The 23,484-nt window shown below is 45.4% G+C and carries 18 protein-coding genes; 16 read left to right on the top strand and 2 right to left on the bottom strand.

Going from position 1 to position 23,484, the window contains the following annotated elements; all coding sequences use genetic code 11:
• The first annotated feature begins 78 nt into the window (after positions 1-78).
• The 8 genes from speE to ACJROX_RS29220 all read left to right on the top strand — a co-directional run bounded on the left by speE (position 79) and on the right by ACJROX_RS29220 (position 7,979).
• A complete protein-coding gene (gene speE / locus ACJROX_RS29255; protein WP_408008675.1) occupies positions 79-906 on the top strand; it encodes a polyamine aminopropyltransferase in 828 nt (275 codons plus the stop codon).
• A gap of 9 nt (positions 907-915) precedes the next feature.
• Positions 916-1,788 (top strand): agmatinase, encoded by an 873-nt coding sequence (speB, locus tag ACJROX_RS29250; RefSeq protein WP_408008674.1) that lies wholly within the window; start codon positions 916-918, stop codon positions 1,786-1,788.
• A 585-nt stretch (positions 1,789-2,373) separates the two neighbouring features.
• On the top strand, positions 2,374-4,182 hold the full coding sequence (locus ACJROX_RS29245) for a PAS domain S-box protein (protein WP_408008673.1): 1,809 nt from the start codon (positions 2,374-2,376) through the stop codon (positions 4,180-4,182).
• 106 nt (positions 4,183-4,288) lie between these two features.
• Complete coding sequence (locus ACJROX_RS29240; RefSeq protein ID WP_408008672.1) at positions 4,289-4,723, top strand: DUF1934 domain-containing protein; 435 nt, start codon at positions 4,289-4,291, stop codon at positions 4,721-4,723.
• Complete coding sequence (gene argS / locus ACJROX_RS29235) at positions 4,720-6,390, top strand: arginine--tRNA ligase (RefSeq protein ID WP_408008671.1); 1,671 nt, start codon at positions 4,720-4,722, stop codon at positions 6,388-6,390. The genes ACJROX_RS29240 and argS overlap by 4 nt, the downstream gene beginning before the upstream one ends.
• Before the next feature lie 98 nt (positions 6,391-6,488).
• Positions 6,489-6,659 (top strand): XapX domain-containing protein, encoded by a 171-nt coding sequence (locus ACJROX_RS29230; protein ID WP_408008670.1) that lies wholly within the window; start codon positions 6,489-6,491, stop codon positions 6,657-6,659.
• 16 nt (positions 6,660-6,675) lie between these two features.
• On the top strand, positions 6,676-7,440 hold the full coding sequence (locus ACJROX_RS29225; protein ID WP_408008669.1) for an alpha/beta fold hydrolase: 765 nt from the start codon (positions 6,676-6,678) through the stop codon (positions 7,438-7,440).
• Between the two features lie 68 nt (positions 7,441-7,508).
• On the top strand, positions 7,509-7,979 hold the full coding sequence (locus ACJROX_RS29220; RefSeq protein WP_408008668.1) for an RDD family protein: 471 nt from the start codon (positions 7,509-7,511) through the stop codon (positions 7,977-7,979).
• A 1-nt stretch (position 7,980) separates the two neighbouring features.
• Here ACJROX_RS29220 and ACJROX_RS29215 read toward each other — a convergent pair whose 3' ends face one another.
• Together ACJROX_RS29215 and cls are read right to left on the bottom strand one after the other, a co-directional pair.
• Positions 7,981-8,709 carry a ZIP family metal transporter gene (locus tag ACJROX_RS29215; protein WP_408008667.1) on the bottom strand — a complete coding sequence of 243 codons (729 nt, stop codon included), beginning with the start codon at positions 8,707-8,709 and terminating at the stop codon, positions 7,981-7,983.
• A 98-nt stretch (positions 8,710-8,807) separates the two neighbouring features.
• Complete coding sequence (gene cls, locus ACJROX_RS29210; RefSeq protein ID WP_408008666.1) at positions 8,808-9,998, bottom strand: cardiolipin synthase; 1,191 nt, start codon at positions 9,996-9,998, stop codon at positions 8,808-8,810.
• Between the two features lie 601 nt (positions 9,999-10,599).
• Here cls and ACJROX_RS29205 point away from each other — a divergent pair.
• The 8 genes from ACJROX_RS29205 (at position 10,600) to icmF (ending at position 22,901) form a co-directional block, all read left to right on the top strand.
• A complete protein-coding gene (locus ACJROX_RS29205; protein WP_408008665.1) occupies positions 10,600-12,738 on the top strand; it encodes a (Fe-S)-binding protein in 2,139 nt (712 codons plus the stop codon).
• A 333-nt stretch (positions 12,739-13,071) separates the two neighbouring features.
• Positions 13,072-14,259: an acetyl-CoA C-acetyltransferase gene (locus tag ACJROX_RS29200; protein WP_408008664.1), complete on the top strand. Its 1,188-nt coding sequence runs from the start codon at positions 13,072-13,074 to the stop codon at positions 14,257-14,259.
• Between the two features lie 16 nt (positions 14,260-14,275).
• On the top strand, positions 14,276-15,127 hold the full coding sequence (locus ACJROX_RS29195) for a 3-hydroxybutyryl-CoA dehydrogenase (RefSeq protein WP_408008663.1): 852 nt from the start codon (positions 14,276-14,278) through the stop codon (positions 15,125-15,127).
• Positions 15,128-15,154: 27 nt separating this feature from the next.
• Positions 15,155-16,297 (top strand): acyl-CoA dehydrogenase, encoded by a 1,143-nt coding sequence (locus ACJROX_RS29190; protein WP_408008662.1) that lies wholly within the window; start codon positions 15,155-15,157, stop codon positions 16,295-16,297.
• A gap of 345 nt (positions 16,298-16,642) precedes the next feature.
• The gene (locus ACJROX_RS29185) at positions 16,643-17,785 is read left to right on the top strand and encodes an acyl-CoA dehydrogenase (protein ID WP_408008661.1); all 1,143 of its coding nucleotides are present in this window, start codon (positions 16,643-16,645) and stop codon (positions 17,783-17,785) included.
• Between the two features lie 28 nt (positions 17,786-17,813).
• The gene (gene meaB / locus ACJROX_RS29180) at positions 17,814-18,749 is read left to right on the top strand and encodes a methylmalonyl Co-A mutase-associated GTPase MeaB (protein WP_408008660.1); all 936 of its coding nucleotides are present in this window, start codon (positions 17,814-17,816) and stop codon (positions 18,747-18,749) included.
• Between the two features lie 82 nt (positions 18,750-18,831).
• A complete protein-coding gene (locus tag ACJROX_RS29175; protein ID WP_408008659.1) occupies positions 18,832-19,473 on the top strand; it encodes a TetR/AcrR family transcriptional regulator in 642 nt (213 codons plus the stop codon).
• A gap of 167 nt (positions 19,474-19,640) precedes the next feature.
• A complete protein-coding gene (gene icmF / locus ACJROX_RS29170; RefSeq protein ID WP_408008658.1) occupies positions 19,641-22,901 on the top strand; it encodes a fused isobutyryl-CoA mutase/GTPase IcmF in 3,261 nt (1,086 codons plus the stop codon).
• Positions 22,902-23,484 lie beyond the last annotated feature (583 nt).

The raw sequence follows: 23,484 nt of genomic DNA, 5'->3' as shown, positions 1-23,484 counted from the left end.
GTAAATTCGAAACACGTCGAATACTGATGATAGAATGCCAAATAAGATTTTCAGGATAATAAAATTGAGGTGAATGAAATGGAATTATGGTACACGGAAAAACAAACAGAAAAGTTCGGCATCACTGCAAAAATCAAACAGACATTACATACCGAGCAAACAGATTTTCAGCGGCTGGATATGATTGAAACGGAAGAGTTCGGCAACATGCTCGTCTTGGACGGCATGGTCATGACGACACAAAAGGATGAGTTCGTCTATCACGAAATGGTCGCTCATATCCCGCTTTTCACACACCCGAATCCAAAGCATGTCCTCGTCGTTGGTGGAGGAGACGGTGGTGTCATCCGCGAAGTCTTGAAGCACCCTTCAGTTGAAAAAGCGGTCCTTGTCGAGATCGATGGAAAAGTCATCGAGTATTCGAAAAAATACTTGTCGGAAATTGCTGGGGACTTGGAAGACCCGCGTGTTGACGTCCAGGTGGATGATGGCTTCATGCACATTGCTAAAAGTGAAAACGAGTACGATGTGATCATGGTCGATTCCACTGAGCCGGTCGGTCCAGCTGCGAAATTGTTTGAAAAAGGGTTTTATGAAGGGATTTCGAAAGCATTGAAAGAAGACGGTGTATTCGTTGCGCAGACGGACAACCCTTGGTTCAAAGCAGATCTCATCTCTCAAGTACAAAGGGATGTAAGAGAGATTTTCCCTGTGACCCGCCTTTATATAGCAAACATACCAACGTACCCAAGCGGATTGTGGACGTTTACGATCGGATCGAAAAAACATGATCCATTGAAAGTGGAAGAAGATCGTTTCCACGACATCGATACGAAGTATTACACGAAAGAACTGCATACTGCAGCTTTCGCGCTGCCTAAATTCGTCCGGGATCTTGTGGAATAGGAGGCTGTTATGCGATTTGAAGAAGCTTATTCAGGAAATGTATTCATAAAAAGCCATCCTGATTTTGAAGATAGTGAAGCGGTCATTTACGGGATGCCGATGGATTGGACTGTCAGCTTCCGCCCAGGGTCACGTTTCGGTCCTGCTAAAATTCGTGAAGTATCACTTGGATTGGAAGAGTACAGCCCATATATGGACCGTGAGCTTGAGGAAGTGCGTTTTTACGATGCAGGGGATATCCCGCTTCCGTTCGGCAACCCGCAGCGAAGTATCGATATGATCGAGGAGTATGTAGGGAAAATTTTAGATGCTGGGAAGTTTCCACTTGGATTAGGCGGAGAGCATCTCGTTTCATGGCCGATTTTTAAAGCGTTCCATGAAAGGTACAAAGATTTTGCGGTCATCCATATCGATGCCCATGCGGATCTACGTGAAGAATATGAAGGAGAACCGTTATCCCATTCGACACCGATCCGAAAAGCGTGTGAGCTGATCGGACCGGAAAACGTCTATTCTTTCGGAATCCGCTCCGGTATGAAAGAAGAATTTCAATATGCAAAAGAATCAGGCATGTATATGGCAAAGTTCGATGTCGTAGAACCATTGAAAGAAGTCCTTCCAAAGCTTTCGGGACAAAAAGTGTATGTGACGATCGATATCGATGTCCTCGATCCTGCACACGCGCCAGGTACAGGAACAGCTGAAGCGGGAGGCATCACTTCGAAGGAGCTTTTGGAAGCAATCGTGCTGATTGCAAATTCTGACGCCAATGTCATTGGAGCAGATCTTGTCGAAGTCGCTCCGATTTATGATCACTCCGAACAAACCCCAATCGCCGCAAGCAAATTCATCCGAGAAATGCTGCTCGGTTGGGTGAAATAAGTCCGCTGATGTCGATACCCTTTTAGAAAGAAGCACTCACTCTGAAAGGGTTTTTGCACTTGAAGAAAGTATAAAATACTTTCTTCAGTATAAGTGTAACTAGGGCTCAGCCTTCACCAAAGGTTTGGCTTCACCAAAGGCTTGGCTTCGCCAAAGTTTTCTTTACATGTAAACGTGAAAAAAATAGTGCCGGTTCAGGGTATTCCCACAAAAAAGGAGCTGCAATGAGAATAAAGTTAGAGGCCACCAGCGCCCTTATTTGCGGAAAATCATTAAAAATCAACAGGCTTTTATCCGGATAACGGAACAGATGTCCTCTAATTTTTGAGTTAATACTTCTTACGAGAAAATAGAGAGAACATCGCCAGGGGCAGGTTCTAAACTTTTTCAGGATTGCCCATATTTCAATTATTAATATAGCTTTATGACAAAAGGCGTTTGGAAGAAGGAGTTTTTTCAAAAAGGTCTAATTAGTTAGGTGGCGATTAAATCACTTATGGTAATAGCGGACAAATAGCAAACACGCTGCACCATGATCGAGTTTTTAATGAAGACAAGACGATGCAATAAAAAGGAGCAGGTACCGTGCAAAGGACAACTTCTGCTTTGATTGAATTAAATCAAGCTTTCATTGATCAATTATCAGATGGCTTTTTACAAATAAATAAAGAGGGTTCAATCATACATGCCAACCAAACGATCAAAGACTGGTTAGGCGTAGAAACCGAGCAACTGATCGGACAAAAACTGATCCGGTTCTTTCCTGATATTGAAATCAATAAAAGTTATGACGGAGCCTGGTTCAAGACGGAACTCGTCAGGCTCGACAGACGAACAGAAACTGTTGAATTCTCCTTTTGTCCAAAAAAGGATGGAAGCATCGACGTTCTTGTCCGTAACATTGAAAATGGGCATGAGATGAAGGAATACTGTGACATTCATACATCAATGAATAATTCAGCATTGCAAAAAGCCCAGCAAGCATTGCTTGAATCTGAATATCGGTACAGACAGCTTGTTGAACACTCCCCTGACCCTGTTTGTTTGCATGACTCGGAAAAAATCCTGTATGTGAACGATGTTGCGGTCGAGATGCTCGGAATCAACGACAAATCCGATATCATCGGAATATCTCCTTCAGCATTTATACATCCGGACTATCAAGAAGAGTCTAAAAAACGTGTTGCAAAGGTCATGAGAGGGCACCGGTTCACCAGATTGTTCCCTATAAAACTTATTCGACCAGATGGCTCTATTTTAGAAATGGAAGGAAAATCGATTCCGATTAAAGAGAACGGGAATACATTCGTACTCGCCGTGTTCAGGGATGTTACCGAGAAGATTTCAGCGAAAAAGTCTTTGCTGCACAGTGAGCACCGATACAGATCCCTATTTCAACACAATCCTGATGGCATCTATTCGATCAACCTTAAAGGGGAATTGACAAGCATCAATCCGGCAATCGTTACTATTATTGGTTTCTCGGAGGAAGAGCAGATTGGAAGGCAATACACCGATTTCCTGCTGGCGGATGAAAAAGAGGAAGTCGTCGCCAATTACGAGAAGATTTTCACCGGAGAAACGGTCAAATTCGAAAAACATATGACACGAAAAGATGGCGAGACAATCACCGTAAGGGTCGTCGGTTTCCCGATGATCGTCGATGATAAAATCATAGGCATGTATGGGATTCTGCGGGATATCACCGACGAGAAAAAATCGCAGGAAATGCTCAGGAGGTCAGAGAAACTGACCGTTTTCGGCGAGCTTGCGGCAGCAATCGCCCATGAAATCCGGAATCCATTGACCTCGATCAAAGGGTTCATACAGATGATGGAGGGCGGTCTCGAAGATAAGGATCTGTATTATCAAATCGTACTATCTGAACTGGATCGTATCGAACAGATCATCAGTGAATTACTTTTATTAGCAAAGCCGCAGAGCATTTGTTTTGAGAAAAAGAAAGCCGGAAACCTCATCCGGCATGTTTTGAAGCTTCTGGAGGGACAAGCCAACCTTCATAATATCCAGTTCATCACGGATTTGGAAGCGGATTCAGAATTGATCGAGTGTGAAGAGAATCAATTGAAGCAAGTTTTCATCAATTTGATCAAAAATGCAATCGAAGTCATGCCGGATGGAGGGAAAATCATCATCTCTTCAAGGACAAGGAAAGATGGTATGCTTCTCATCAGGATTAAAGACCAGGGACCAGGCATTCCGAAAGACCGGATGTCGAGGCTGGGTGAACCTTTTTACACGACGAAGGAAAAAGGTACAGGGTTAGGATTGATGGTTAGTTTTAAAATCGTTAAAGATCATAAAGGGACGATTCAGTTTTCAAGCAGTGAACATGATGGAACAACGGTGGATGTAGTACTGCCGCTACCTTAATAGTGAGTAAAATTTTCCCAAAGTGTCGTCTTAGCGCTGAACCTTGAAAGAGGAGGCGTTTTTTTATTATAATGGGTAAGTTAACGAAGAGAAGGGTGTGAGCAGTGTGGATGTTACGATCCCTGTTGAAGTGGATTTACATACGAAAATCATTGATTCCGGGGCAACCGAGGATTCGAAGTTGTCATCGAACGGAACGTTATACAGGAAAAACGGCGCTGTCTACCTTCGCTATGAAGAAATGATCAACGAAAAAGACAAAGTGAATACGACGATAAAAATTTTGACCGACGAAATCACGATCATCCGCCAGGGAGCCGTATCGATGCGGCAGCGTTTCAGCCCTGGGACCGAGAAGGAAGGAACTTATGAAAGCCCTTATGGTCCGATTCAGATCTCAACGAAAACGGATAAGATCGATTTCGATTGGAATGAAACAGTACAAAAGGGTTATTTATCTATGGATTATCAGGTGCTCTTCCAGGGTGAAGAAGCGGGCTACCATCAAATGCTTATTAAGCTGAGAGGGGAAGAAAGATGACGATTGTAGAACAGGTAAAGGAACAATTGAAAAAGGAAATTGCCAACTCAGTTGTAAGAGCGGGCTTGGCTACAGAAGAACAGCTGCCAGAAGTCGTTCTTGAGCTTCCGAAAAACAAGGACCATGGTGATTTCGCCACGAACATGGCCATGCAGCTCGCACGTATTGCAAGAAAGGCGCCGCGCCAGATTGCCGAAGAAATGGTCGCGAACTTCGATCAAACGAAAGCGTCGATTGAAAAGATCGAAATCGCAGGACCTGGATTCATCAATTTTTACTTAGACAACCATTATTTGACCGATTTGATCCCTGCCATCATCAAAGCTGGTGATCAATACGGCCAAACGGATACAGGACAAAACAAAAAGGTACAGATCGAGTTTGTTTCTGCCAATCCGACAGGCAGCCTTCACCTTGGCCATGCACGCGGAGCGGCAGTAGGGGATACGCTATGTAATATATTGGATAAATCCGGCTATGATGTATCGCGGGAATACTATATCAACGATGCCGGCAATCAGATCCACAATCTTGCCTTGTCCCTAGAAGCGCGTTACCTGGAGGCATTGGGTCACGAGGCTTCCATGCCTGAAGATGGGTATTACGGAAAGGACATCATCCGCTTTGCAAAAGAGGTTGCTGAAAAGGAAGGCGACAAATATGTCCACCTGAACCAGGAAGAACGCATTCGCTACTTCAGAGAATACGGCCTTGAGAAGCAGCTTGAGAAGATCAAAGAGGACTTAGCGGAATTCCGAGTCCGTTTTAATGAATGGTATTCTGAAACATCCCTTTATACATCAGGTAAGATCGATGAAACGCTTGCTTTGTTGAAGGAAAAAGACGTTACCTATGAAAAAGATGGAGCAACATGGTTCCGGACAACGGACTTAGGGGATGACAAGGACCGTGTTTTGATCAAAAACGACGGAACTTATACCTATTTGACACCCGATATGGCTTATCACTTCGATAAATTCAAGCGCGGTTTTGAAACAGTCATCAATATTTGGGGCGCAGACCATCATGGGTATATCCCGCGAATGAAGGCTGCTGTCGAGGCGCTTGGTTACGATCGTGAACAGCTTGAAGTGCAAATCATACAGCTCGTCAGCCTTTTCCAAGACGGCGAAAAGGTGAAGATGAGTAAACGGACAGGGAAAGCGGTCACTTTACGTGAACTGATGGATGAAGTCGGCGTTGATGCAATGCGTTATTTCTTTGCGATGCGCAGCTCTGATTCCCATCTTGATTTTGATATGGACCTTGCCGTATCCCGTTCGAATGAAAACCCTGTCTATTATATCCAATATGCACATGCCCGCGTCTGCAGCATGCTTCGCCAGGGGAAAGAAAAAGGGTATACATTCGAGGATCAAGTCGACTTCTCGACCATCCGTTCGGAAAAAGAATATGTCTTATTGAAGAAGCTGGGAGAGTTTCCGGAAGCTGTTGCGGAGGCAGCACTGACGTTGTCTACGCATCGGATGACGAACTACTTGTTCGAACTCGCTTCAGCCCTTCATAGCTTTTATAATGCAGAACGTGTTCTTGATGACGACAATCCTGAACAAAGTAAAGAAAGATATTCGTTGATGAAAGCTGTTCAGCAAACACTCAAGAACGGTACAGAATTGATTGGTGTCTCTGCACCAGAAAAAATGTAAAGACATATTTCGGAATGCTCTCTGTCATACTAACTAGCAGAGAGCATTTTTTTTATTATAGACATCAGATCGGAATGAACGACTGGAGGTTTCTTTTTATGAAAATTGCCTTATTATCACTTTTCTGCGGTTTCATCGTCGGGCTGGTCTTTGCCGCATTCAAGCTTCCGATCCCCGCCCCGCCAGCATTTGCAGGGATCTTAGGGATAGTCGGAATCTACCTGGGCTATAAATTCGTCATCACGGTAATGCCTCTCTTATTAAGATAGGAAAGGGGCATTCGACATGTCTGCTCGATCTGTTTTTGGCAGGAATTTAAGCGTGGAGGATAGGGGAGAAGGAATCCCGATCGTTTTCCTTCATCCCCCGGGACTTGGGAAAAGTGTCTTCATGCATCAACATCACTTAAGCTCAACCTATCGGATCATCACCTATGATATGTGTGGACACGGATTCAGTGATCCGAGCCCTGATCAAGTCACGATAGTAAGTCTGACAGAAGAATTGCGCCAATTGCTTGATGTATTACAAGTGGAAAAGGCGGTCATTTGCGGATACTCAGCAGGAGGATCGATTGTGCAGCATTTCGCGATCACTTACCCGGAGCGCTGCCTCGGCCTTATTTTAAGCGGTGGCTTTCCGTACGTTGCCCCCCTCTTGAAAGCAGAGTTTTTAGCCGGGATGGCCCTTTTGCAATATTCCCCTGATCTCCTTAAGACAATTCTAGTGACAAGTCATGGGAAAAAGAAGGAAGAACGAGCGATCCTGTTGAAAACTGTGAGTAAGACAAATCTTAGAAACTGTTACGACTTCTATCAAGCCTCTTACACGTATTCCTGCCTGAACCAATTATCACGGATCACAGTTCCGACTCTCGTCATATACGGGGATCGCGTCGTGCACATCAAAAATTTTGAAAAAGTATACAAGCAACATTTAGAGCAACCATACATTGCAGTCGTTTCTAATGCCTTTCATGAAGTGCCGATCCGTAAGTGGAATGTCTTCAACCCTTTAGTCGATGAATTCATCAATACGAAAATACAATGAGGATATATATCTGCATAGTCTATCGCATACAGTAGTCTTACAAGCTGTAGTTTGAGGAGGAGAAACGGATGGACGAAATGAAGAAGCAGCGGCGTCCCAGTGTTCAAGTTTACGCCACTGTATGGCAGCGCGCCCTTGCTATGATTGTAGATCTTGTTGTTGTGACGGTCCCTTTAAGCGTAATCAGTTACCTTATAATCGGAAATTGGATGGGAGACTGGATCACGATTGCGATTGAAGTATTTTATTGGTTGATCATCCCGGTCCTGACAGGGGGATATACGATCGGAAAATGGATGGCTGGAATTCGGATTGAAATGCGTAGTGGTACGGACCCTGGTGTATTATGCATGTTCTTCCGTTATGGGATCGTACCTTTCTTTTACTTGATTTCATTCGGCGTTCTCTTCCTCGTCAGTGTTGGAATGATGATGATACGCCCTGATAGGAAAACCCTCCACGATGTCATCGCTAATACAGTCGTAGTGAAGAACACTGTGCCGAAGTATGTGTTGCAGAACACGAAAGTTTCCGCCTGAATCACTGAAACTGAGTCAGGACGAGTGATAGGAGCAGGCCGAGTGATGCGATGAATCCGACGAGCGGCCCGCCTTTCTTGAATGCCTCGGGGACCATCGTATCAACGACCATCGCGGTAATTCCTCCTGCTGCAAAGGCATTGATGATCGAAATGGTTTCGGGTCGCGTATCCTCAAGCAATGAATAGCCGGAAAGAGCACTTAATCCTGTCAACACAAATACGGTTGCCCACATACTGAGAATTTTCGTGTGTGAGTAACCGTTCTTTTTTAACCCGATCGAACTTGAAAGCCCTTCTGGAAAGTTACTGATGAAAACGGCGATGAAAAATAACCAGCCGATTGTGCCTTCTTGCAGAATATTGACCCCGATGATGATTGATTCTGGAATCGCATCAAGCAATGTGCCGAAGAAAATCGCCAATCCAGAATGATCCGGCGGGTTGCGGTCTGAGCTCTTACGCTTGTGTCCGCCCTTTTTATAAAGATAGAAGTTGAAACTGGTGAACACGATGCTCCCGCATAAAAAACCGATCGTCGTTGCAAAGATTCCACCTCTTTCAACTGACTCTGACAATAGTTCGAACGCCGCTGCGCCAAGCAGGATTCCGGCACCAAAAGCCATAATCATCGCAATATTCTTTTCACGAAAATTGAATTTGATACCGGTCAAGGCACCAAGGAAAACAGAAGATCCAGCAATTGCTCCTACGGCTAATGCAAACCACATTACTCCTCATCCTTTATATTTTCTTCTAGGCTTTGTTAAAGGTTAATGTTGATTTCTCTCACTATAAAAAAAGTATTTGACAATAACTCCTGAACCTTTTAAAGGAAGCGGGAAATTGAAAGGGCTACAAGTCCTTTTCCTCTTTCTAAAATTGAGCGGTTACGCAAATCTGGTAGCGTCAGCCGCTCCGATTGCTGGAGATCAAACTCCAATACTTTCTCAATCTCTTGTATGAGAGTGGTGGAAGTGAACAAACAATTTATCTCGTTATTCAAATAAAAGCTCCGTTTATCAAAATTCGCCGTTCCGATATCACAGAACTTACGATCAATCATGAATACTTTGGAATGATAGAACCCTGGGTAGTAACGATATACCTCAACCCCTGCTGCAAGGAGGGGGAGTACATAAGGGATCGCTGCTTCTTTAACAAGAGGATGATCAGACCTCATCGGAATCAGAATCGTTACCCGGATCCCATTCTGACTTGCTTGTTTCAATGCCTTGACGAATCTTTTGCCAGGTATGAAATAAGGTGAACCGATGAAAATGGATTTCTTCGCTTCCTCAATCTTTTTTAAAAAGAACTGATCCATATGTTCACCGTTCGTTGCTAACAATGCAAAATTTTCGTCACCAGTATCTTCGGAGGGTAGGGTTTTGATTTTCAGCTCTTCCTTTTTAGACTTCTTCCAATCCCATTGGATCAATTTTACAAATTGCTCGACAACCTTCCCGGTCAATCTTAAATGGTAGTCACGCCAATGGCCTAACTTCGGGTCTTTTCCGATATATTCTTCCCCGACATTGAAGCCTCCGACATAAGCAACCTTCCCATCGACTACGGTAATTTTGCGGTGGTTCCGTCGGTTGAACGTGTAGAAAAGATAAGGAAGACGAGGGGATTCGGCCTGTAAAATTCGTATCCCGCTAGCCTTCAAGCTTTCAATTGACTTTTTAGGAAGCTGATAACTCCCGATTGCATCGAATGCTAGATATACATCAATATCTTCCGATGCTTTCTTTTTCAATATCTGAAACAATTCCTGGCCGAGAGGATCGTTACGGATGATATAAAACTGTACGTAAATGAATGATTTCGCTTCTTTTAAATCAGAAAACAAGCTTGAAAAAAAAGAGACGCCTTCAGAAATCAATTCGGCATTTCCGCGTTCAGGAGGGAGGTAGAGCTGATTCGCTTCTTTTGAATGTTTTTTCCATCCGAAATAAAAGTCGGTAGAAGCCCAAAGGACAATCAAAGCGATAATAACAACGATAGTCATGAACATTTTCAGCACACCTCGAATTACAAACGATTTGTGCTCTTACTATTCCCAATTGATGCCTTCCCTATAAAAAAACGCGAAGTCTTAATTAAGCTATTGTTTTGAATGCTTTGAAGCGCCAATTTGCGACACTTCAGCGGGAAAAGCGAGCCCAGGCGAGTCCCCCCGCGCTATTAAAGGATCTTCGACTAACATAATGAACTTCGACTAAATACCACCACGTCCTGCGCCTGCGATTACTCGGCGCAAAACTACAAGGATGGAATTTAAGTCCGTGGTCTTGTGGTGAACGTCGAAGCCAGCATAAGGAAAGCTTCTAAGAATTCTCATCGCAGACACGAAAATGATTTCATTTTTGTGTGGAAATCCATGTGCAAGTGAGGAGGCATGCGGATCCCCCGCGGAAAGGGAGTGGATTTCGCGAAATACAATAGATCCTTCATTTTCGGTGAATTTTTTTCAGAAAAATTTGTTGACTGAATGCTCATTCATTCAAATTTATGCTATAATGATGTCAGAAAATTAGTTTCATTCTGAATTGCTGTCCTAATAAAACTTTTTTGCCATTTTAACCACACGAGAAACTGAAGGGGGCTGAGAAATAATGAACACATTATTGATCATCAACTGGCTTGCATTTCTTATTGTAACCGCTTACGGAGTATTTTTGTTCGCTTATGTTGTGAAAACTCGGTTTGAGTACATCAAGCTGGGGAAGAAAGCTGAATTTGACCATACGATGAAAGAGCGGCTTCAATCGATTTTAGTGAATGTATTCGGGCAAAAGAAATTATTGAAGGATAAGAAGAGCGGCATTATCCATGTCATGATGTTCTATGGATTCATCATGGTACAATTCGGTGCCATCGATATGATCTGGAAAGGTTTGAAACCAGAATCCCACCTGCCGTTCGGTCCAGTTTATCCAGCGTTCACTCTGTTCCAGGAGATTGTAACGTTGATGATCCTGGTTGCAGTGATCTGGGCATTCTACCGTCGTTATATTGAGAAGCTCGTCCGATTGAAACGTGGCTTTAAAGCTGGACTGGTCCTATTGTTCATCGGAGGTTTGATGCTTTCCGTCCTGTTCGGGAATGGAATGGAAATTATCTGGCATGACCTCGAATTAAGTTGGACAGCACCCGTTGCAAGTGCCATCGCCTTTTTGTTCGGATGGGTTGGAGAAACTGGATCAATCGTTTTATTCTATGTCGCATGGTGGGTCCACTTACTGATCTTGCTGACATTCCTTGTTTACGTACCACAATCGAAACACGCCCACTTGATCGCAGGGCCGGTAAATGTATTCCTTGGTCGTACACATAAAGTTGGAAGACTGGCGCCTATTGATTTTGAGGATGAATCGCAAGAGACTTTCGGTGTCGGTAAAGTAGAGGAATTCAATCAGAAACAGCTCGTCGACTTGTATGCATGTGTCGAATGTGGACGTTGTACAAATGTTTGTCCAGCGACTGGTACCGGAAAAATGCTTTCACCGATGGATCTGATCATCAAAATCCGAGATCATTTGACTGAAAAAGGTGCAGCAATCACATCACGCACACCGTGGGTCCCTGCTTTCGCGTTCAACAATACGACAGGAAACCAGCTGGCGATTGCCGCGCAAGGGAAAGGAAGCCAAGAAACAGCCGCAGCAGTTGAGGAAGGTAGCCGTGGATTCGAATATACCATCGATTTGATCGGGGATGTCATTACCGAAGAGGAGATTTGGGCTTGTACGACATGCCGTAACTGTGAAGACCAATGTCCAGTTATGAATGAGCACGTCGATAAGATTATCGACATGCGACGGTACCTCGTATTGACGGAAGGAAAGATGGATGCGGATGGCCAGCGTGCGATCCAGAACATAGAGCGCCAAGGGAACCCTTGGGGACTCAGCCGTAAAGAGCGTGAAGACTGGCGAGAAGGACATGATGATGTCCATATCCCTACTGTAAAAGAAGTGGAAAAAGCGGGTGAAGAGTTTGAGTACCTCTTCTGGGTAAGCTCAATGGGCTCTTACGACAACCGCAGCCAAAAAATCGCATTGTCACTCGCACGTATGATGAACTCCGCTGGCATCAAGTTCGCGATTCTCGGTAATAAGGAGAAAAACTCTGGTGACACACCGCGCCGTATCGGTAACGAGTTCTTGTTCCAGGAGATCGCAACAAAAAATATCGAGCTGTTCAATAAGCATAATGTAAAGAAAATCATCACGATCGACCCGCATGCTTATAACACATTTAAAAATGAATATCCTGATTTCGGCCAAGAAGGCGTAGAAGTCTATCACCATACAGAGCTGTTGGCAGAATGGATCCGTGAAGGACGCTTGAAGCCGACGCATGAAGTGAATGAAACGATTACGTACCATGATTCTTGCTACCTCGGCCGTTACAACGAGGTTTATGAACCGCCGCGTGACATTTTGAAAGCGATTCCGGGTGTAAATGTTGTTGAAATGAACCGCAACCGTCAAAACGGTATGTGCTGTGGTGCTGGCGGTGGCATGATGTGGATGGAAGAGGACGCTGGCCACCGGGTCAATGTCGCTCGTACAGAGCAAGCACTTGAAGTGAATCCGACTATGATCGGAAGCGGCTGTCCTTACTGTCTGACGATGTTGAGTGATGGAACAAAAGCGAAGGAAGTGGAAGATAACGTCCAGACACTTGACGTGGTGGAAATTTTAGAAAAATCCGTTCTTGGAGATGAAGCGCAGCGTATCGCACAATGACGGTAATAGAAAAAGATCAGAGACGTGTCTGACTCCCTCCGTACCTAGCGACATTTTGGGGAAAATCGAGTTTTGAAACAAAATGTCGTGTTGGAGGTGTCTGACACTAAACATCTCCTGATCTCTTTCTATGCCGCTGCTCCGATTGAGCGTTCGCTCGAAGGAGCATGACCCCTGGAATTAAATAAAGTTGGTTTTATAAAAAAATCTACAGTTTTGACAAAATAATTCGTTTGTTTGTCAAGAAAATCTGGAATTTTGTCAAAAAAATCTGTGTGTTTGTTAAGAAAACTGATAATGTCCAAGATCACTTTCATAGAGGAGGAGTTAAAAATGGGGAAGACAGTAATCGTAAGTGGAGTTCGGACGCCATTTGGAAAATTTGGTGGTGCACTCAGTTCTTTGACTGCTTCACAGCTAGGAGGAGCGGCGATCAAGGAAGCACTTGTCCGCGCAGGAATCTCACCAGAAGATGTCGATGAAGTCATCATGGGATCCGTCCTGCAGGCAGGTCAAGGGCAAATCCCGTCCAGACAAGCGGCAAACTATGCCGGCATCCCATGGGAAGTCCAAACGGAGACGATCAACAAAGTATGTGCTTCCGGTATGCGAAGTGTAACCTTAGCCGACCAGATCATCCGTGCAGGTGATGAAGAAGTAATCGTAGCAGGCGGTATGGAGTCGATGAGCAATGCCCCGTATATGATGCCGAAAGCACGATGGGGCTTGCGGATGGGCGATGCGAAGGTCGTCGATTCGATGGTGTCGGACGGTCTGACCTGTTCCTTTAAAGGCGTCCACATGGGGAACTACGGAAACTCGACCGCAAATGAATTTGGCCTTTCAAGAGAAAAACAGGATGAGTGGGCAAACCGCAGCCATCAACGCGCTGTTGCAGCGATTGAAGAAGGAATATTATCAGAAGAAATCGCGTCTGTAGAAGTGCCGCAGCGGAAAGGAGACCCAGTCGTGGTCGAAAATGACGAGGCGCCGCGAAAAGATACGACAGTAGAAACACTCGCAAAACTGAAGCCGGTGTTTGACCCGCAAGGATCGATCACAGCAGGGAACGCACCTGGCGTCAATGATGGTGCAGGAGCACTCGTCCTCATGTCCGAAGAACGTGCGAAAAAAGAAGGTAAGCAAGTGATGGCGACAATCCTCGGGCATACTGCAATCGCTATGGAACCTGAAAACTTCCCGCAAACTCCAGGTGTTGTAATCAACGAACTTTTAAAGAAGACAGGTAAATCACTAAGTGACATCGACCTGTTTGAAGTAAACGAAGCATTTGCCGCAGTAGCACTAGTCAGCTCGCAAATCGCAGAGCTTGATGAGGAAAAAGTGAACGTTAATGGCGGTGCAGTTGCACTCGGACATCCAATCGGGGCGAGTGGTGCAAGAATCATCATCACGTTGATCCACGAATTGAAACGTCGCGGCGGTGGTATTGGCATCGCAGCAATCTGCAGCGGCGGCGGCCAAGGTGATGCAGTAATGATCGAAGTAGAGAAGCAATAAACGAGGAGGATCACATATGCAAATCAAAAATGTAATGGTAGTTGGAGCAGGACAGATGGGTTCAGGAATCGCCCAGGTTTTCGCTCAAGCTGAATTCAACGTCACTTTACATGATCTTAAAGCAGATATTGTCGAAAAAGGAATGGCTTATATAACGAAAAACATGAACCGCCAAGTAGAAAAAGAGCGGATGACGAGGGAAGAAGTGGATGCAGTTTTAGGCAGATTGACACCTTCCACTGATTTGAACAACGCTTCGAATGTGGATCTTGTCGTTGAAGCGGTCGTGGAAAATATCGATATCAAAAGCAAACTATTTTCGCATCTGGATGAAATCACTCCTGAACATGCGATTTTAGCGACAAATACATCATCTTTACCGATTACAGAAATTGCAGCAGCAACCAACCGTGCAGGAAAAGTGATCGGAATGCATTTCATGAACCCGGTGCCGGTAATGAAGCTTGTCGAAATCATCCGCGGGCTTGCAACGACTGATGAAACGTATAAAGCGATTGAACAAACGACAAAAGCACTCAACAAAGTACCGGTTGAAGTACAAGACTTCCCTGGATTCGTATCGAACCGCGTACTGATGCCAATGATCAACGAAGCGATTTACACAGTATTTGAAGGAGTAGCAGAGCCTGAAGCGATTGATGAAGTGATGAAGCTTGGTATGAACCATCCAATGGGACCGTTGACCCTTGCTGACTTCATTGGCCTGGATACGTGCCTGTATATTATGGAAACGCTTCATGAAGGGTTCGGAGACGACAAATATCGCCCATGTCCATTGCTACGTAAATATGTGAAAGCAGGCTGGCTAGGAAAGAAAACCGGAAAAGGATTTTATGAGTACAACTAGCCGTTAAGACCAGAGAGGAGGAGGACGATGAATCTTCGTTTTACAGAAGAACAAGAAATGATGCGGAAGATGGTCCGTGATTTTGCCGAAGCTGAAATCCGTCCGATTTTAGAAGAGATGGATGAGAAGGATAAATTTCCAACAGCTGTCATTGAAAAAATGGGTGAGCTTGGGTTGATGGGTATACCGATTCCTGAAGAGTACGGTGGAGCAGGGATGGATTTCACATCCTACATCATCGCAATCAATGAGCTCTCCAGAGTGAGTGCCACAGTTGGAGTCATTTTATCAGTGCACACATCCGTCGCGACGAATCCAATCTACTATTTCGGAACCGATGAACAAAAGAAAAAGTATGTGCCGAAGCTGGCAAGCGGTGAGTATCTCGGTGCATTCGGATTGACAGAGCCAAACGCTGGATCCGATGCAGGCGGGTTGAAGACGCGTGCAGTCAGGGATGGCGATCACTATATCTTGAACGGCTCGAAGGTTTTCATCACGAATGCCGGTGAAGCGGATGTCTATATTGTTTTCGCTTCCACGGATCCAGGAGAAGGAAGCCGCGGAATCACTGCATTCATCGTTGAAAAAGACACACCTGGTTTTGAAGTCGGTAAAAAAGAGAAGAAGATGGGACTGAATGGGTCGAACACAAGTCAGCTTATCTTCGAAGATTGCCGAGTGCCTGCGGAAAACCGACTTGGGGAAGAAAGCATGGGCTTTAAAATCGCAATGGCGAACCTTGATGTCGGGCGGATCGGGATCGCCGCGCAAGCATTGGGAATTGCAGAAGCCGCGCTAGAATACTCAACAGATTACGCAAAAGAACGCCAGCAATTCGGAAAGCCGATCGGCATGCAGCAAGGCGTCGGATTCAAGCTTGCCGATATGGCGACCCAAGTCGAAGGGGCGAGGCTTTTGACCTATAAAGCGGCGAATCTGAAATCGCTAGGAAAGCCTTGTGGAAAGGATGCTTCCATGGCGAAGCTCTTCGCGTCGACCATTGCGACGAAAGCGGTGATTGAAGCGGTCCAAGTCCACGGTGGATATGGATATACGAAAGAGTACCCAGTCGAGCGGCTGTTCCGGGATGCGAAAGTATGTGAAATCTATGAAGGCACGAGTGAGATACAACGGTTGGTGATCAGCAAACATTTGATGAACAGCTGATTCAATAAAAAAATTGGCAAAGCCAAGCCTCTGGCGCAGGCTGAGCCTTAGTTGCACTTTATCCTGCGTAATATTTAGAGGACACTGGAGACCTTATTTCGTAAAAATGGCGTCAAAAATACGATTCAATAGTCAATTAACGGAACCGATGTCCACTAATTTCTAGAATCACACCTTTATGTCACAAATAACGGCACAAATGTCCTCTAAAAATACAATAATCCTTGCAATCGGACGGCTGAAATCATTGGACGTGATGTTTTTAGCCGGTGATGTTTCTAATTTGTCGAGTTACTGGTTGACGCAAAAAATACGTAATTTCAAATGGAAAAGGGAGAGGGAATCATGCAATTTCAACTTTCAGAAGAACATGAAATGCTTAGAAAAATGGTCCGCGATTTCGCGAAGAACGAGGTGGAACCGACGGCTGCAGAACGTGATGAGGAAGAACGCTTCGACCGTTCGCTTTTCGATCAAATGGCTGAACTTGGCCTTACGGGAATCCCGTGGCCAGAAGAGTATGGCGGAATCGGATCGGATTATTTGAGCTACGTCATCGCGGTCGAAGAACTGTCACGTGTCTGTGCTTCTACTGGGGTAACATTATCCGCACATACATCACTTGCCGGCTGGCCGGTATATAAATTCGGTACAGAAGAACAAAAGCAGAAATTCCTACGTCCAATGGCTGAAGGAAAGAAACTTGGCGCATATGGATTGACTGAACCAGGGTCCGGGTCTGATGCGGCGAAAATGAAAACGACAGCACGTCTTGATGGAGATGGATACATCTTGAACGGCTCGAAGATTTTCATCACAAACGGTGGAGACGCTGAGATCTATGTCGTGTTCGCGGTCACGGATGCCGAAAAAAAGCATAAAGGGATCTCAGCATTCATTGTTGAAAAGGGAACACCTGGATTCTCATTCGGGAAAAAGGAAAAGAAACTTGGTATCCGTTCGTCCCCGACTTTGGAAATCATTTTCGAAGACTGTCGTGTACCAGTTGAAAACCGCCTAGGTGAAGAAGGCGAAGGATTTAAAATCGCGATGCAAACACTGGACGGCGGACGTAATGGAATCGCAGCACAAGCAGTCGGGATCGCTCAGGGTGCACTGGATGCTGCAACAAGCTATGCTAAGGAACGCCAGCAGTTCGGGAAGCCGATCGGATTGCAGCAAGGGATAGGTTTTAAACTAGCGGACATGGCGACGAAGGTTGAAGCTGCAAGACTTTTGACCTATCAAGCGGCTTGGAAAGAAAGCGAAGGGCTTCCATATGGTAAAGAGTCTGCAATGTCAAAATTGTTTGCAGGAGATATCGCGATGGAAGTGACGACGGAAGCGGTCCAGGTGTATGGCGGATATGGGTACACGAAGGACTATCCTGTCGAGCGTTATATGCGTGATGCGAAAATCACTCAAATCTATGAAGGAACGAACGAAATCCAACGTCTTGTCATTTCGAGAATGCTATTAGCAGATTGATAGCAGGGAAGAACGAGGAGGACCAATCATGCATGACCTCGCAAATAAGATAATTAAAAAAGACGTAAGGGCACTAGCGAGGGGAATCAGCTTCCTTGAAAACGATCATCCGGATAAACTCAGTATTTTAAAAGACCTGCATGCCGAGGGCAAAGGTGCTCATATCATCGGAATCACTGGTTCTCCCGGTGCGGGGAAAAGCTCGCTCGTCAATCGTTTCATCCAGTACTTGCGCTCGAAGAAATTGACTGTGGGTATTGTCGCTGTCGATCCAACAAGCCCTTTCAGTGGAGGAGCATTGCTTGGTGACCGGGTACGGATGGCGGAGCATTTTACCGATCCCGGTGTGTATATCCGCAGCATGGGGACACGTGGCAGTCTAGGGGGTCTGGCCAGGACGACGAAAGAGACAGTCCGGATGATGGATGCGTATGGCTTTGACGTCATTCTCGTGGAGACTGTCGGGGTCGGTCAGTCGGAGCTTGATATCATGAAGGTGGCTGATACGACAGCGGTCGTCCTGAACCCTGGAAGCGGGGACGTTGTGCAGGTCTTCAAAGCTGGGATCATGGAGATTGCGGACCTCTTCATCATCAATAAAGCCGACCTCCCTGGAGTTTCGAAATTGATGACTGAAATCGAAGGCATGCTCGATCTCGTCAAACATGATGCTGACTACCGTCCACCGATCGCCCAGACGATTTCAACACAGAACAAGGGCATGGAGGATGTATGGGATTTGGCTTGTAAACACTTGCAGTACCTTCAAGATAGCGGGGAAGGCGAACGGAAAAAGACCCGTATTTTACAAGATGAGGTACTGGAAGTCGTACATTACGAACTGATGAAGAAAATCGAACAACAGCAACAGGATGGAGATTGGAGAGAACAAATCGAACGTAGGAAAATAGATCCATACACTGCTGCTGCTAGTATTTTATCAGAACTTGATTTGGATAGATAAGAACGGTAGACGATCCGCCGTTTGCTAGACTTCAATACGTATTGAGTCGAAAAAAGAAACCAACTATGAAAGAGGGATGACGTTGGGGAAAAAGAAAGTACCTTCACTAGTAAAGGACGAGAAACTCATACAAAAACGTCGTGAAGAAATGGTCAAAGCAGCCGTAACCCTTTTTAAAGAGAAGGGATTCCACCGGACGACAACAAGGGAAATTGCAAAAGCAGCAGGGTTCAGCATCGGAACCCTTTACGAGTATATCCGCTCAAAAGAAGATGTCCTGTATCTTGTCTGTGATTCGATTTATGACGAAGTCCGCTCGCGTTTGCAAAGTGAAATCGTCATGGATCAACCTGGAATAAACAGGCTCAAGGAAGCGATCGCTGCGTATTTTAAAGTAATGGATGAAATGCAGGATGAGGTTCTCGTCATGTACCAGGAAGCGAAGTCTTTATCAGATGAGGCGCTTCCGTACGTATTGAGAAAAGAAATCGAGATGACAGCGATTTTCGAAAGGCTGATTCAACGCTCTGTGGAAGCAGGGAATCTGTTTTTATCAGAAGAGGAAGTGAATTTGCTCGCTCATAACATCTTAATCCTGGGACAGATGTGGACATTCAGACGTTGGGCCCTGCAAAAGAGCCATAGTTTGGAAGCGTATACTCAATTCCAGATTGAGCTTTTATTGAATGGGATCGAAATGAACCGTAAGGCGAGTAAAGTATAGCAGCTGGATAATCGGCCGGTAAAGGATGCCGAATAGTGTCGGACCGCCGATAAATCATCAAAATCGCTGATAAAACAATAGAACCGCCGATATATTACCAAAATCGCCGATAAATCAACCGGACCGGCGATATACCCAAAACTGAAATAGAAAGGAGCAAGCCCAAAATGGAAACAGAAGTATACAAACCGAAGAACCATGTTCGTTTTGTGACAGCCACAAGTCTTTTCGATGGCCATGATGCTTCGATAAACATCATGCGACGCATCATTCAAGCAAGCGGGGCTGAAGTCATTCATTTAGGCCATAACCGTTCTGTAGATGAAGTCGTGCAAGCGGCAATCCAAGAAGATGTTCAGGGCATAGCCGTGTCATCTTATCAAGGCGGGCACGTTGAATATTTCAAATACATGATTGATCTTTTGAAAGAAAACGGTGCTTCACATATCCGTGTATACGGAGGAGGCGGGGGCGTCATCATCCCGAAGGAAATCAAGGAACTTCATGAGTATGGAGTCTCACGAATCTTCTCACCTGAAGACGGACGCACATTTGGCCTGCAAGGCATGATCAACCAGATGGTGAAGGATTGTGATTTCCCGACATTTTCTGACCTGACCGATGAAATGGAACATCTCCAATCGAGGGATCCAAGAGCAGTGGCCCGGTTGATCACAGTTGCCGAAAACTTCGGTAAAACGCAGAAAGAGATGGCTGCTACGGCAGAAAAAGCGATCATACAAATGAAAGAAATGGCAGCAAAAGTTCCGGTGCTGGGGATAACAGGAACAGGTGGAGCGGGTAAAAGCTCACTGACAGATGAACTCGTCCGCCGCTATTTGAATGAATTCCACGATAAAACAGTCGCAATCCTTTCCGTCGATCCGACAAAACAGAAAACCGGCGGCGCCCTTCTCGGAGACAGGATCCGTATGAATGCCATCCATTCACCGCGGGTCTATATGCGAAGCCTGGCAACACGCGGTTCGAAAACGGAATTATCGGAAGCGATCACGGATGCGCTTTCTGTTGTAAAAGCTGCGGGATATGACCTGATCATCGTCGAGACGAGCGGGATCGGCCAGGGGAATGCTGAAATCGTGGAAATCTCTGACGTATCGATGTATGTCATGACAAGTGAATTCGGTGCGCCTTCCCAGCTTGAAAAAATCGATATGATCGATTATGCAGACTTGATTGCGATCAACAAATTCGACCGTAAAGGCTCTGAGGATGCATTGCGCGATGTGAAAAAACAATACCAGCGCAGCCGCATGCTGTTCGATAAAGACCTTGATGAAATGCCGGTGTTTGGAACAATCGCGAGCCAATTCAATGACCTCGGGACGAACATACTTTTCAGCGCACTCGTCAATGTCTTGAATGAGAAGTTCAACCTCGGATGGGAGAGTTCTTTTGATACAAAAGGGAAGGTCGAAAAACAGAACATGATCATTCCGCCGGATCGCGTCGGATATCTCAATGAAATCGTGCAAACCGTCCGTGGTTATCATGAGTATGTCGAAGAGCAGTCTGAAACGGCTCGAAAAATGTATCAGATCGAAGGAACGCTTGAAGCGATCGAGGAAACGGATGCGGACGGCAAAGTGACGATCCGTACGTTGACTGACGTGAAAAAAGACTACGAAAAGAAACTTCATCCTGAAGCGAAGGAAATTTTAGATGGATGGGATACGTTAAAAGAACAATACAGTAAAGATGAATTCGTGACGAAGATCCGTGACAAGGAAATCGTGACCGAGCTGAAAACAAGAAGCCTTTCGGGACTCGATATCCCTAAAGTCGCGCTTCCGAAGTACAAAGACTGGGGCGAAATTGTCCGCTGGTCATTGCTTGAAAACGTACCAGGACGCTATCCATTCACAGGTGGCGTATTTCCTTTCAAGCGGAAAGGAGAAGATCCGAAGCGTCAATTTGCTGGAGAAGGGACACCAGAACGAACAAACCGCAGATTCCACTATCTTTCGAAGGATGACGAAGCCAAACGGCTCAGTACTGCTTTCGACTCCGTGACATTGTATGGTGAGGATCCTGATTACCGCCCGGACATTTACGGAAAAGTCGGAGAGAGCGGCGTCAGCATTTGTACACTTGAAGACATGAAGAAACTTTATGCAGGATTCGATCTGACCGCGCCGTCCACTTCAGTATCGATGACGATCAACGGACCGGCCCCGATCATCCTCGCGATGTACATGAATACGGCTATCGATCAACAGTTAGCTCGTTTTGAAGAGGAAAACGGCCGCAAACCGACAGGCGAAGAGGCGGAAGAAATCAAGGCTAAGACGTTATCGGTTGTCCGTGGAACCGTCCAGGCGGATATCCTGAAGGAAGACCAGGGACAGAACACCTGCATCTTCTCGACGGAATTTGCTCTTCGTCTGATGGGGGACATCCAGGAGTATTTCATCGATAACAAAGTGCGTAACTACTATTCCGTTTCAATCTCCGGCTACCATATTGCTGAAGCAGGAGCGAACCCGATCACCCAGCTTGCGCTTACACTTGCAAATGGCTTCACTTATGTGGAGTACTATTTGAGCAGGGGTATGGATATCGATACGTTCGCACCGAACCTGTCCTTCTTCTTCAGTAATGGTCTTGACCCGGAATATACGGTCATCGGCCGTGTAGCGAGAAGAATTTGGGCAACGGTCATGAAAAATAAGTATAAAGGGAATGAGCGCAGTCAGAAGCTGAAGTACCATATCCAGACTTCTGGTCGTTCCTTGCATGCTCAGGAAATCGACTTCAACGATATCCGTACGACGTTGCAGGCATTGATGGCGATTTATGATAACTGTAACTCGCTCCATACGAACTCCTATGATGAAGCGATCACCACACCGACAGAAGAATCTGTCCGTCGAGCTATGGCGATCCAGATGATCATCACGAAGGAACTTGGTCTTGCGAAAAATGAAAACTCTCTGCAAGGTTCATTCATCATTGAAGAGTTGACAGACCTTGTTGAAGAAGCGGTTCTCCAGGAGTTCGAGCGCATCAATTCCCGTGGAGGCGTTCTCGGTGCGATGGAGACACAGTACCAGCGTGGTAAGATCCAGGAAGAATCCATGTATTATGAAATGAAGAAACATGATGGTTCATTGCCGATCATCGGGGTGAATACGTACTTGAATCCGAATCCTCCTTCAGAGGAAGAATTCAACATTCAATTAGCCCGAGCGACGAAAGAAGAGAAAGAACAACAAATCGCTAACTTACGTGCCTTCCAGGAAAAGCATGAGGATAAGACAACTGAGGCGTTGCAACGTTTGAAGCAGACAGCGCTATCAGGCGGTAACCTGTTTGCGGAGCTTATGACGACCGTACGTCATGCAAGTCTCGGGCAAATCACACGGGCACTTTACGAAGTTGGTGGAAAATACCGACGAAATATGTAAGTGACTTACGAAAAAATATTAGTAAGGAACCATCTCGAACGTATCTTTTTTCGAGGTGGTTTTTTTTCTGTTTGTGTGATAAATTTTTTAATGTTTAAGCGAAATCTACGACACTCCCTGCGGGAAAGCGAGCCAGGCGAGACCCCGCAGCGATTAAGGATCTTCGAGTATAATAATGAACTTCGACTAAGTACCACCACGTCCTATGGTAAACGTCGAAGTCAGTACATCCTGTACAAGTACGTCCTGCGCCTGCGGTTACTCGGCGCAAAACTACATGGTTGATTATAAGTCCGTGGTCTTGTGGTGAACGTCGAAGCCAGCATAAGGAAAGCTTCTAAGAATTCTCATCGCAGACACGAAAATGATTTCATTTTTGTGTTGAGATCCTGTGCAAGTGAGCGAGGTGGCTTGCGGATCGCCCGCGGAAAGGGAGTGGATTTCGCGAAAATCAACAAGGAATAATAACAGAGTTTTTACCATAATTTATGAGCATATGTCCTTTTGGTTTTGTTACAGGAAATTCTACATAATTAATTTGAAAAAATTGTGCAGAGCTATAGCATATCTTTAGATAATTTGT

Source organism: Pseudalkalibacillus sp. A8, assembly GCF_045920555.1.
Lineage (GTDB): Bacteria > Bacillota > Bacilli > Bacillales > Fictibacillaceae > Pseudalkalibacillus.
Note: the sequence above shows the minus strand (reverse complement) of the source record. Positions and strands in the feature narration are given on the sequence as shown.